A 13,014-nucleotide genomic window follows, 5' to 3' on the forward strand; every position below is an offset into this window, starting at 1 on the left:
GACCCTGTACTTTATCGCGAAGCCTTCACCGGCACGGAATGGATCGCTGCGCTCATTTCTTTGATGAGGGAAGCATCTTTCTCAATGGCATTGCCAATGACAATCACATCGGCGCCGGCCTTGCAATTGCGGTAGGCTTTTTCGGGGTCGGTAATGCCGCCGCCAATAACCAGGGGTGTTTCTATAACCTGAGATACTTTTTCAATCATGTCTTCGGTAATGGCCCGGCGGGCGCCGCTGCCTGCATCCATATAGATCAGTTTCATGCCGAGCATCTCCCCCGCCATAGCGGTACACATGGCAATCTCATTCTTGTCGGCCGGGATGGGCGCCGTATTGCTGATGTAAGATACCGTGGTAGGAGCACCGCCATCAATGACCATATAACCGGTAGAAATGATCTCCAGCCCGCTCTGCTTTACAAATGGGGCTGATATCACGTGCTGGCCAATCAATAGTTCGGGATTCCTGCCTGAAATAACAGAAAGATATAATAAGGCATCTGCATAACGGGATACCTGGGAAGGACTTCCCGGAAACAGGATCACGGGTATATCACAATTCCGCTTTACCTGTTGTACGACTTCGTCTAACTGGTTGGAAATGACCAAGCTACCACCGATAAACAGGTAGTCTACCCCTGCTTCCACCGCCAGGGTGGTAAGCTCATCCGTCTTTTCTGTCGTTACCTTATCAGGATCAATGAGTACGGCAAACGACTTGTGTCCTTTCGCTTTCTGTAGTAATAGAGATTGGTAAATACGATTCGTCATGCCTTAGCTATTGGATCTTGTACAAAAATGCGAAAAGTTTTTGGCTTTCACGCAGTTAATTCACTATGTGGATAATCACTCATAAACGTACGTAAGTGGCCAACTGAACGATGTGATTATTCGTAAAAGTCTCATTCCGGCCATTGATATACTGGTTCATATAGCCAAGCTCGGCGTCAAATTGCTTGTTAAATCGATAACCCAGGGCGATATAAGCCCTGTTCTGATCAAAGAACTTCCGGTTGACGGCCGATTTATCACCAATATTCACAAATACCTCATTTTGCAGGGCCAGGAAAGGTGCCTTACCTGTCGCCGAAGAGATCAGTGGCGTTACATTCCTGATAAAATACCGCAACCGGTTGGCATACAGGTTACCATCGTGCTTCAGTTCATGATTTTGCACGTAGGGCCTCGGAAGAAACCGCTGTTCCAATCGCAATCGGTGTGCCAGTGTACCATGAATACCTGGACTAATGGTCAACGGATGGGTAAACAGCACTTGTTCCCAGATACGGTGCTCAGGAACATGCCCGCTTATGCCGGCCTGTACACTCCGGTTATGGATAAACGCATAGCCAGTAGTAAGTACCAGCTTCTTATTCATATGATAATTTAATCCGGCACGTAATAGCAATGTTTGCACATGTTTCAATTGGTCAGTGCTTCTTAACTGAAAATCTGCGTGTACGCTTAGTTTGGTATTGATTTTGAATGTATTAAAATCTGCTATCCAGCCGGCAAACTGGGTTTGTGCAATCGTGCGGTCAAAGCTGAGCAATAGCAAGCCAATGATGAAAAGGTTCCTGTAGTTCATGCGTGCAAAAAAACAACAAAAGCAGGAAAGCCGTGAAATGAGCAGGAAGGATAAAATTAAAATCGTGTTAAGCTAACAGGCAAAATATACATAAAGAAGTATCAAACTATGTTTTCCCGAGCTTGTTGTTACTCATAGACTTTGGTGTTGCTGATCGTAAAACCAAGCGAGAAAATGTACGCTGGAAGTATGGGGAAATTACGGTCAAAAGCCTCTATCAACATACTTTTTTTATCGATCAAAACCAAATAAAATTTATCCTGAAATGCAGATTGGATGTGCAAAAATCAAGGAACGCAATACCAGTGTGAACTATGAATTTTTCCACCTCCTTTTTCCACAAGATGTGCATATTTCAAGGATTGAAAATTGAGTAGAGGAAGATATTTTCGTTTCCCTACCCTGCCTGATAGCAATCATTTTTATTAATTGTAAACTTATTAATTACTAACCTTATGACTAATAAGAAGCAATCTCCAAAGGGCTTGCAGTTTAGCCGCCGCTTTACCCGTGATGATATTAGTGTGTTTGACCAGTTTGAGTATGATTATCGGTCGTCGGTAATCCGGAATCCGAGTGGAGAGGTTGTCTTCGAAATGACCAATGTAGAGGTGCCGAAACAGTGGAGCCAGATTGCTACTGATATCCTTGCTCAAAAATATTTCCGTAAGGCAGGCGTTCCCCAGGCCGATGGTTCCCTGGGACGTGAAACTTCTATTAAACAGGTAGCGCACCGTATGGCCAATTGCTGGCGCGTATGGGGCGAACGCTATGGTTACTTCGCAACCGCCAAAGATGCCCAGGTATTTTATGAGGAATTGGTGTACTGTATTATTAACCAGGCTTGCACGCCCAATAGTCCCCAATGGTTCAATACCGGCCTGCATGAAAGCTATGGTATTACCGGCAAGCCACAGGGACATTACTTTGTAGATCCTGCAGATGGTCAATTAAAGAAATCTACTTCGGCTTACGAACGTCCACAGCCGCATGCCTGCTTTATATTAAGTGTTAGTGACGATCTCGTTAATGATGGTGGCCTCATGGACCTCTGGGTACGTGAAGCCCGCATTTTCAAATATGGCAGTGGTGTAGGTACCAACTTCTCCCAGGTGCGTGGAGAGGGAGAGAAACTGAGTGGCGGTGGTACCTCCAGCGGCCTGATGAGCTTCCTGAAAATAGGCGACCGCGCTGCCGGCGCTATCAAGAGCGGTGGTACTACCCGCCGGGCCGCCAAAATGGTGTGCCTCGACCTCGATCACCCCGAGATCATGGACTTCATCAACTGGAAAGTAGAGGAAGAAAAGAAGGTGGCTGCCCTGATCAATGCCGGCTATGCCAGCGATTATGAAGGAGAGGCTTACCGCACGGTGAGCGGACAGAATTCCAACAACTCTGTACGTATACCCAATGAATTTTTTGAGAAACTGGAAGCTGGTCAGGATTGGGAACTGAAGGCAAGAACAGATGGCCGCGTTATGAAGCGCATACCTTCCAAAGAAGTATGGAACCAGATCTCTTATGCTGCCTGGCGTTGCGCTGATCCCGGCACGCAATACGACACTACCATCAATGAATGGCATACCTGCCCGCAGGGTGGCCGCATCAATGCGTCCAACCCCTGCAGCGAGTACATGTTCTTAGATAATACGGCCTGTAACCTTGCCTCTGCCAACCTCCGTAAGTTCTATGATGAAGCTACCAACACCTTCGATGTAGAAGGATTCGAGTACACCTGCCGCCTGTGGACAGTGGTGTTGGAAGTATCCGTATTGATGGCACAATTCCCCTCCAAAGAAGTAGCCCAGCTTAGCTACGATTATAGAACACTGGGTCTTGGCTACGCCAACCTCGGTTCTATGTTAATGGTAATGGGAATTGCCTATGACAGCGAAGAAGCCCGTGGAATTGCCGGCGCTATCACGGCAATCATGACGGGTATTGCTTACAAAACATCTGCAGAGCTGGCTTCCATTATGGGACCCTTTGCAAAGTATGAAGAGAACAAGCAGGATATGCTGCGCGTAATGCGCAATCACCGCCTGGCAGCCTATGATGCCGGTGAGTATGAAAAATTAAGCATCAAACCGGTGGGCATTAAAGCACAGTATTGCCCTGCTTACCTGCTGAAGGCAGCTACCAAGGCCTGGGACGATGCCGTACAACTGGGTGAAAAACATGGCTACCGCAATGCACAGACCACGGTTATTGCGCCTACCGGTACCATTGGCCTGGTAATGGATTGCGATACTACCGGTGTAGAGCCCGACTTTGCCCTGGTGAAATTCAAAAAGCTGAGTGGTGGTGGTTATTTTAAGATCATCAACCAATCTGTTCCTACTGCCCTGAAGAACTTGAAATACAGTTCCAAAGAAATTGACGCCATTGTAAAATATGCAGTGGGTGCAGGTACTTTCGCCGGTGCGCCGCACATCAATCACCAAACCCTGAGTGAAAAAGGATTTATTGCAGAAGAGATCAAAAAGCTGGATACCGCTGTAGGTTCCGCTTTCGAAATAGGATTTGTATTCAATGTATATAACCTGGGCGAAGAATGCCTGCAGCGCCTTGGTTTCAAACCAGAGCAATACTTCAACTTCGAATGGAGCCTGCTGGAAGCACTGGGCTTCTCCGATGAGCAGATAGAGGCCGCCAATGACTATGTATGCGGTACTATGACAGTAGAAGGAGCGCCTCACCTGAAAGCCGAACACCTGCCGGTATTTGACTGCGCCAACAAATGTGGTCAGAAAGGTCAGCGTTACATCCATGCGCATGGTCACATCCGCATGATGGCAGGCACACAGCCTTTCCTGAGCGGTGCTATCTCCAAAACCATCAACCTGCCCAATGAGGCCAGCGTGGAAGAAATTGCCGACTCTTATATGATGAGCTGGCAACTGGGCCTGAAAGCCTGCGCGCTGTACCGCGATGGTTCCAAACTGAGCCAGCCGCTGAGCAATAAGAGCGATAAAAAGAAAAAGTCCGAGAGTCCCGAAGAAGCAAAGTCCGAGGAAACTTCAGTAAAAGAAACGCCTCAGTCCAACATTGTTGACCTGGGCAAGCTAACCATCGAGGAACTGTTGGAAGAAGTACAAAAGCGTGTTCAGTCATCACCCGATACCAAGCTGAAACGTAAGCTGGCAACAATCGTGGAACGCAGGACCTTGCCGGCCAAACGCAGAGGATTTACCCAAAAGGCCAAGATCAACGGTCAGGCCATGTTCCTGCGCACGGGTGAATACTCCGATGGAACAGTAGGGGAGATCTTTATTGATATGGCAAAAGAAGGCGCTACCATGCGTAGTATGCTCAACTGCTTTGCTATCTCCATCTCCATTGGTCTGCAATATGGCGTGCCGCTGGAAGAGTTTGTAGAGAAATTCGTGTTCACCCGCTTTGAACCAGCCGGTATGGTGGACCACCCGAATATCAAGAGCACTACTTCCATTGTAGACTTCATTTTCCGCGCATTGGCGTATGAATACCTGGGCCGTACAGACCTGGTGCATGTGCTGGACAGGCCGGAAGTACAGAATACAGGCACGGATGACTGGGATGAGATCCCCACCTCATTGGAGTACGAAAAAAAAACACCTGAGCTGAGTGATGTGCGGATCGTGGCAGGTCCTAAGACGAATAAGCCCGGTGAAAATGAGCCGGTTAAATCATCTTACCGCACCACGCCCGCCAAAGCAGAGGCCAGCCTGGATGCAGTGAATGCGGCTGCGAAAAGCATGCAGAGTGATGCGCCGGCCTGTAATACCTGCGGTCATATTACCATCCGCAGTGGTACCTGCTACAAATGCCTGAACTGTGGCAACAGCATGGGTTGCAGCTAAAGCGAAAGATAAGACCTGACAGGTTTCCCTAAACCTGTCGGTCTCTCAAAAATATTGGACGGTTTATTAATCATAAACTTCATCCGCTCATTTCCATGGGCGGATTTTTTTTTATAGGCCTGTAAGGTGGCGTTTTCCCACCCTTTTCCCCTGCAGGGAAGAATGGCAGGCAATAAGGGGACTTGATATACGTCAAATAGGGTAATATAAGTAAGGGGCAATCAGTCATTTGTAAAGAGCAAAAGAACTTTGTGGAATTTTGGCATCGTTTTATGATAAGGCAAGTACTTTTTTGATTTGCTGTTACGTTTATCCCTTGTTCAACAATCAATCTGGACGTTTATGAAAATGAAAACACTACTGGCAATAGCCATCGTTACTTTGATCTTTACTTCGTGCAATCGTTTCCTTACGCCGTATCAGGCTGCCAATGGCAAAGCCAAATGCGGTCGCGGATTGCGCTAAGAGGTTGCTTACTCGTATTATGACCACAGGATGAATAACTTATTATCATCAAAAAGCCCCGGCTTATAAACCGGGGCTTTTAGTTTCTTCGGATGTCACCAAAACTGGCGCAAGTATGTCGGGCGGGCCATACGCAAAGGATACTTGTGCCTTCAAGACTACTTCTTCTTACTCACAAAATCTTTCAGGTAGCTGCACGTATTAAATGCCTCCTTATAAAAAGCAGTCGTACTATACTCTTTGGCCAGTAAAGGGAAATAGGCTGCATTTTGCGTAATGCTTTTGCTATAGGCGGCTGTGGCTTTCTCATAATCGCTATAATCTTTAAACTGCGACCAGGAAGGGACCGGTATTTGCTTCTGCTCACACTTGGCCGCCATAAACAGGCAGCGGGCTTTGAAATTCTTGTTCTGGGTGAGATTGTATGCCTTCATATAATACTCTTCAGCTTTATACACCCCATAATACTCCTTGTCGCCGGGCTGGTCATCATCACCCCGGTGCAAGCCGTCATTGCCGCTCCAGTCATAATGTACCAGTAACCAGCTATTGCCCCAATAGCTCATCTGGTACAGGCCCTTGGCCAGTTCATAATAAGCTTTGGCTTTTCTTTCAGGATCGTTATTGGTCTTCACTTCCTGTTCCAGGCCCCACATCTTCCGGCAGAAACTGAGCTTGGTATACTTGGCCGTGTCCTGTTCGGTAGAGGCATGGGTATCCAGGATCAGGTCGGCAAAAGGATTGGCGGCCAGGTAAAAGCTGTAAGTCTCCCCCTGATAATAAGCAGGACTTACCTTGGCAAACCATTTTTGGGCGGCCGCAAAATCAAACTGGCGCAGCCAGGTAGTGCCCGCTACATCATTCACATCGTCTTTGGAAAATGAATTATGGCCTACCAGGTATTGCTCAAAAGCAGTCAGTTTTTTGGATTCCATCAATTGTATCAGTTGTTCCACCTGCTGTGCCGTCATCTTATAACGCAACGTAGTCAGTGCATGATTGCCATAATAGCCCCAGCCTTCTTTTACATACTGTTGATTGACCCAGTCGGCCACGCCAACAGAAAGTACAAACCTGGCATTATTGCTCTTTTGGTACTTGGGGCTGATCACATCCGTAAAGAGACGACGGTAAAATTTAGCATATTCTGCATCTGTCGCAGCTTTCTTTTCCAGCCATTGCAGGGAAGGGAGTAGCTGTTTTTCAAAGGCGTCATCCATGACGTCTTTGGCGTTGATGGTGAGCAACAGGTTGCTCATAGCCCATTGGTCTTCCAGTTTGGGCGACAATTTCAGTTTCCTGGTGGCAGCCAGCAGCTTACGGGCCATAGCATAATCGCGGGTAATAATGGCGGCATGGGCAGCAGCCAGGGAATACAGCCCTTTATTGCTGACCGATTTATTGGCAACTGCCTCCTGACAGAAACGGATAAGGCTTGTGCCTTCCTCTTGCCAGGAAACGAAAGTCTTGTCTGTAGGGTCAACAGTAGAATAATTTATAGTGGCTTGTTTTTTCCCTTTTTCAAACTCCAGGGCCGGCGTGAAATAATATTCTTCCAGTTTATTCACTTCACGGATCGTGAGTATTTCCAGCAGGGCGGCATTGGGCGATAACCCGTAGATCTCTTCAAGCGCATTCAACTCTTCCTTGTTACTGCCAAGTACGAACAGGCCCAGCAGGTTGGCCTTGTCCTCATTTGTTTGGGCAAGGGCCATGCAGGCGCGACGGTTCTCTTCCTCAAAACGTTTTACACACCAGTCAAAGCTCATATAATTGGATACCCGTTTCAGCTCGCTTTTACTGAAGAGCTGGCTGAAAATAAGGGCTGCTTCTTCCTTCTGGCCCGTGTGCATCAGGGCGCCTGCCTTCAGGCCCAGGCACAGGTCCTGTAACACACCGGGCGTGTTATTGGGTTTCACCAGCTCATCATACAACCGCAGGCACTCTGTATAGCGTTTACTATAATGGGCCAGCCTGATTACCTGGTAGGCCAGTCTTAATTTAATGGCAATGTTTTTGGCTACTGCATACAATTGCTGCCCGTTCTTCATGAGCTTACCCATCCTGGCTGTATCACGTTCTATAGGCTCCCAGGAGGTCCAGTAGCCGGTAACATTGGGCTCCACCTGTTTGGCATACATAATATAGCCCAGTGCTTCCAGGTCTTTGCTGGTCATAAAAAATTGCGTCATACCATTGTTCTTTACAGAATCAGGTACCTGCAAAGGCTGGTTCTTCTCCAGGTGATAATACAGGCTGGAAAGGTCTTTACGGGCATATTCCGTTACAAATTGCCGGGCATCGTTGGCAGTAAAACCGTTATTCCCATACTTTACCCACTCAGCAGAAGTGAGGTCGGAGGTATTCACCGGTTCTTCTTCCTGGTACAGGAAGCGGTAATTGGTATAATAAAAGGGCTCATAGCCTTTCACCCCGGCATTATTCCTGTTGAAGAAAGAAACAAAATAATCGTAAGGATCAGGATCGCCGCCTGCACAGCCAATGATATTATAAGGCATGGCCAGACAGGCTACATTAATGCAGACCATTAAAAATTTCTTCCAGTTCATGTGTTGCGTACTTATGAAGGGTTAATGAATCAAGATGAAAAAGCGCTACTGTAATCTGAGGGGTAACCAGTTTTGACCTGAGCAACCGGGTGGCTTGCATAATCTCTTCAAAATTAGCATCTTCCTGTCGTATAAAGTCACCTTTTTTAAAAGAATACCCATGCAGGGTAGTATCTGCCAACATAGAAAAAGTGTTACCGGTTTGCCGGGCAATACCTTCCTGCTGCAGCAGGGAATCGGGCAGGCCCTGTATCAGTCCCTTATACACACGGTCATGGTACAATACCTTCCAGTCAAACAACGGCAGTGCAAGGTCCAGCGGCAGGGGGTATTCAGACAGGTTGCCAATATACTTTTCCAACTCCGCTACTTCAAGGATCGAATTACGGGTAGCCTGGTTTTTCAGGTTGCCCATATTATAGCACATCAGCAATCCTTTCTGTACAGGCGGAATCCCCGTCTTTTGTTTATACTTACATTGATACAGGCGGATGGTGGCTGATATTTCTTTTTGCTGAAAAAAGGGCAGGGTTTGCAAACTGGTGAGAAAAGCAAAATAATTCCTTCTGCTGGTGGCGGTCCAGTCGCAATCCATTTGTACCTCAGGAATGGCCAGGGTAGCCGGTAAGTGATTAGCAATACCGGTCAGCAGTTCCTGTACACGGCTGGCAAGACCGGGCACCTCGCTGCTATCAATAGATTGCATACATTCATTGGTAATAAATACGGTAGGAATAATGACGATGGAACGGGTCGATAGCCAGGCTGCCATACTATCTGTAAATTGTATTTTGGCTACCGGCATGGGGCGCCGGGCAGTGGCATCCCACACCACATCAAAGAACTTGATGTACAGCTTTTTTACCTGCAATGTTTCCAGTGCATTTCTCTCCGTGTCTGATAAGCTGATGGCTGATTTCCAATAGTAAAATCCCCGGGTAATAGAATGATCGGGAGCAGGCTGCCGGCAGGCACACAGGAATAAGGCTGCTATTAACCAAAATTTCATGCTGTTTTTCATGCAGCTTCAAAATTATAGGAACTGCGGTATTCCTTCTATTCCTTATTTTTACCCCCTTAACATTGTATGAATGACCATTCAATTCGGCTATGATAAAAAAGAGGTGGTGCAGGCTTTGCGGTATCATTTCCTGATGCGTCCTGAGATCAAGATCTTACTGGTTTTCGTGAATGTATTTACCATTGTATCGGCCATAATGCTGTACCTGAAATACATCCAGGCATTATCCTTCCTCGTATTCTCTATACTCTGGTTCATCCTCATGCTCATCATCTGGCGCATCCTGCCATCCAGCATATACCGGCGTTCTGCTACCTTCAAGGATCATTTCATTATGCATTTCCAGGAAGATATGGTCGTACTGGAAACAGAGCGCGGCGCCAAAGGCTGGCCCTGGTCGGCTTTCAGTCACTTCATAGAAAGTCATTACTTCTTTCACCTGTACTTTGATCCCCGTTCCTTCTTCCTGGTGCCCAAAGAAGCCTTTAAAGACATCACGGAGCTACAGGAAGTGCGTGAGTTACTGCGCACCAAAATGGGGAAGAAGTGAAGATTCTGAATACTGTATTCTGTATTCTATTTCGGCTTATACTTACTCTGCTGGTAAATATCCATGGCAGGCTTTTGTAAAAGTGCCGGCAGCTTCAGGTCGGGATTCTTTTCCATATACTTCTTCACGATCTGCCAGCCTGTAAAAAGACCAATATAACCGGGTGAGCCCTCACCCAGTTCTGGTGTGTTGGGCGCTTCTCCCATATAGCCTTTTATAAGGGATGGATCATTATTCATCAACAGGCTATTGACCAGGAAGAAATTCCAGATCTTGCCTTCATTAGCATAGCAGCCTTTCAACTGGCGGTCGGTATAGCCTATCTTCAACGTGTCGGGCGTTTCAGGCATCAGTTTATCCAGCACATACAGGCGCTTTCCTTTCTCTACCATCTGTTCTACCAATGTTTTGCCGGCGAGCTTTTCCGGGTAAATATCATCAATGATATTCTTGATGCAGTTAACCGGGATAGTTTCCGGTGTAAAGCGCCGGGAAATATAAGCAGGAAACAACTGGCGCCCCATTTCACTTTGGTACAGGCTGAAATCTTTGCCCAGGTGAAGCTGCAAACCTACGCCCAGCCACCTTTCGGGATTAATGGCATCTCCGTACAGGCCTGTGGGGGTTTCATAATAAGCATCCAGGGGGCCAATGTAAAAAACGAGGTGTGGCGGTGTTTTATATGCCGGGAAATAATACTTCACAAATTGTAATCCCTTCTTAATCTCCGCTTCTGCAGCACGGGTAGAAGCAAAAGTTTCATCTACTGCTTTTTTAATGGGCTGATAGTCCCGTAAAAATTGCTTTACCAGTTGGGGCGCCTGGGTACTGGTATCAGCAAAAGGGGGAAGACCCAATATGCCCTGGGAATAATCTGTTATGAACCAGGGATACTTTTGCGCCAGTTGTTGCAAGGAGGCCATCAGTCGACTGGTATCGACAGCAAAAAAGTCCTGGTCAAAACGGTGTGTGGTAAGGTCTACTTTAATGTCCGATACATCGGGCGTATCTTTATCGCGGCAGGCCAGCAAGGTACACAACAGCAAAGCAATAAATCCTGTTCTTTTCATGTGTGACAAACGTTGTAGTGGTAATTATGTTGTAAACATAAATGTAAAATTTTGTTATACATCGTTAACAGGCAATCTTTTGCGTTTAGCCGGGAAGGTTTACCAAATGTTGCGCCTACGCCCACAATACGTAAATTTGTACTATGAAGATTGCATTAGCTCAGCAGAACTATCATATCGGCAATTTTGAAGATAATACATGGAAAATAATCGGCGCTATTCAATATGCCAAATCGCGTGGAGCAGACCTGGTGGTATTTTCCGAATTAAGTATATGCGGCTATGCCCCCCGCGACTTCCTCGAATTCAATGATTTTATTAATGAGTGCTATCGTGCTCTTGATATCATCAAGGAGCATACCGATGATATTGGCGTCATTGTAGGCAGCCCGCAACGCAACCCGGAAATAGCCGGCAAAGACCTCTTCAATGCAGCCTGGTTGCTGTATGAGAAAAAAGTACATGGCGTGGCGCAAAAGACCCTCCTGCCCAACTATGATGTATTTGATGAGTACCGCTACTTTGAACCAGCCTATCAGCATGCCGTCATTCCTTTTAAAGGGAAAAAGATCGCATTAATGATCTGTGAGGACATGTGGAACCTGGGCGATAATCCCTTATACCGGATGGCGCCTATGGATGAACTGGTGAAGCAACAGCCAGACCTGATCATCAATATATCTGCTTCTCCATTCGACTACGATCACGATGTAGACCGTATTGAGATCATCCGCGCCAATGTATTAAAATATAAGTTGCCCCTCTTCTTTTGCAATGCCGTGGGCTCACAAACCGAAATTGTATTTGATGGCGGCAGCCTCGTGATGAATGCGCAGGGCAAAGTGGTGAAGGAAATGAAATACTTTGAAGAAGACTTTGCAATAGTGGACGAACCGGAATATAGCAGTCAGCAGTCAGCAGCCAGAAGTCCGGAGCCAGAACCCGCCACTCACCACTCACCACTCACAACGCATGACTTCGATAAAGAGATGAGGGTGTCAAAGGTGAGCGATCCTGAACAGATCATTGACTACCTCACAGCAGAGAAAAATATCCGGGAAATACACCAGGCGCTCATACTGGGTATCCGTGATTACTTTCGCAAAATGGGGTTCAGCAAAGCCATACTGGGTTCATCGGGTGGTATTGACAGCGCTGTTACCCTTGCCCTGGCCTGTGAGGCATTGGGAAAAGAAAACGTGCGCGCCATCCTCATGCCTTCACAATACTCTACCGGGCATTCTGTAAGCGATGCGGAGCAGTTAAGTAAAACACTGGGCAATCCGTATGACATCCTGCCCATTAAGGACGTCTATGATGCTTTTTTGACTACGCTCAAGCCTGTATTTAAGGACTTGCCCTTCAGCCTGGCGGAAGAGAACATCCAAAGCCGTACGCGGGGCAACCTGCTCATGGCCATTGCCAATAAATTCGGCTACATTTTACTCAATACCTCTAATAAAAGTGAACTGGCTACCGGTTACGGTACTTTATATGGTGATATGGCGGGCGGCCTAAGTGTATTGGGTGATGTATACAAAATGCAGGTATATGCACTGGCGCGGTATATAAACCGCAATGGCATGGTCATCCCAGAAAGCATCATCTACAAAGCGCCTTCTGCTGAATTGCGCCCTGATCAGAAAGACAGTGATAGCCTCCCCGAATACCATTTACTGGATAAAGTATTATACCAGTACATTGAAAGAAGACAGGGGCCGAAGGAGATCATTGCCAAAGGCATTGATGAAGCCCTGGTGAGCAGGATATTGAAAATGGTAAATACCAATGAATACAAGCGTAACCAGTTCTGTCCCATCATACGTGTAAGCTGCAAGGCCTTTGGCGTGGGCAGGCGGGTGCCAATCGTGGGCAAATACCTCTCCTGAAAACCGGGCAATAAAAA

At 46.9% G+C, this 13,014-nt stretch carries 9 protein-coding genes; 4 read left to right on the forward strand and 5 right to left on the reverse strand.

The features are described from left to right. Positions 1 to 11: 11 nt before the first annotated feature. Together HB364_RS07650 and HB364_RS07655 are read right to left on the reverse strand one after the other, a co-directional pair. Complete coding sequence (locus HB364_RS07650) at positions 12 to 773, reverse strand: geranylgeranylglyceryl/heptaprenylglyceryl phosphate synthase (RefSeq protein ID WP_167287266.1); 762 nt, start codon at positions 771 to 773, stop codon at positions 12 to 14. A gap of 79 nt (positions 774 to 852) precedes the next feature. Then, positions 853 to 1,590 carry a DUF2490 domain-containing protein gene (locus HB364_RS07655; RefSeq protein ID WP_167287267.1) on the reverse strand — a complete coding sequence of 246 codons (738 nt, stop codon included), beginning with the start codon at positions 1,588 to 1,590 and terminating at the stop codon, positions 853 to 855. A gap of 455 nt (positions 1,591 to 2,045) precedes the next feature. Here HB364_RS07655 and HB364_RS07660 point away from each other — a divergent pair, with 455 nt between their 5' ends. Together HB364_RS07660 and HB364_RS33300 are read left to right on the forward strand one after the other, a co-directional pair. Beyond that, the gene (locus tag HB364_RS07660; protein ID WP_167287268.1) at positions 2,046 to 5,432 is read left to right on the forward strand and encodes a vitamin B12-dependent ribonucleotide reductase; all 3,387 of its coding nucleotides are present in this window, start codon (positions 2,046 to 2,048) and stop codon (positions 5,430 to 5,432) included. 342 nt (positions 5,433 to 5,774) lie between these two features. Then, the gene (locus HB364_RS33300) at positions 5,775 to 5,897 is read left to right on the forward strand and encodes a hypothetical protein (protein ID WP_262889757.1); all 123 of its coding nucleotides are present in this window, start codon (positions 5,775 to 5,777) and stop codon (positions 5,895 to 5,897) included. 158 nt (positions 5,898 to 6,055) lie between these two features. Here HB364_RS33300 and HB364_RS07665 read toward each other — a convergent pair whose 3' ends face one another. Together HB364_RS07665 and HB364_RS07670 are read right to left on the reverse strand one after the other, a co-directional pair. Beyond that, a complete protein-coding gene (locus HB364_RS07665) occupies positions 6,056 to 8,467 on the reverse strand; it encodes a hypothetical protein (RefSeq protein WP_167287269.1) in 2,412 nt (803 codons plus the stop codon). Next, a complete protein-coding gene (locus HB364_RS07670; protein ID WP_167287270.1) occupies positions 8,433 to 9,476 on the reverse strand; it encodes a hypothetical protein in 1,044 nt (347 codons plus the stop codon). Before HB364_RS07670 ends, HB364_RS07665 begins: the two co-directional genes overlap by 35 nt. Positions 9,477 to 9,558: 82 nt before the next feature. On the opposite strand from HB364_RS07670, the gene HB364_RS07675 reads away from it, so the two are divergent. Beyond that, entirely contained in the window at positions 9,559 to 10,038 is a 480-nt protein-coding gene (locus HB364_RS07675; protein WP_167287271.1) for a YcxB family protein, read from the forward strand. A 26-nt stretch (positions 10,039 to 10,064) separates the two neighbouring features. Here HB364_RS07675 and gldB read toward each other — a convergent pair whose 3' ends face one another. Further along, complete coding sequence (gene gldB, locus HB364_RS07680; protein ID WP_167287272.1) at positions 10,065 to 11,108, reverse strand: gliding motility lipoprotein GldB; 1,044 nt, start codon at positions 11,106 to 11,108, stop codon at positions 10,065 to 10,067. Between the two features lie 143 nt (positions 11,109 to 11,251). On the opposite strand from gldB, the gene HB364_RS07685 reads away from it, so the two are divergent. Further along, positions 11,252 to 12,997 carry an NAD+ synthase gene (locus tag HB364_RS07685; RefSeq protein WP_167287273.1) on the forward strand — a complete coding sequence of 582 codons (1,746 nt, stop codon included), beginning with the start codon at positions 11,252 to 11,254 and terminating at the stop codon, positions 12,995 to 12,997. The last annotated feature ends 17 nt before the right edge of the window (positions 12,998 to 13,014 follow it).

The organism is Paraflavitalea devenefica, from assembly GCF_011759375.1.
GTDB classification, from domain to species: domain Bacteria; phylum Bacteroidota; class Bacteroidia; order Chitinophagales; family Chitinophagaceae; genus Paraflavitalea; species Paraflavitalea devenefica.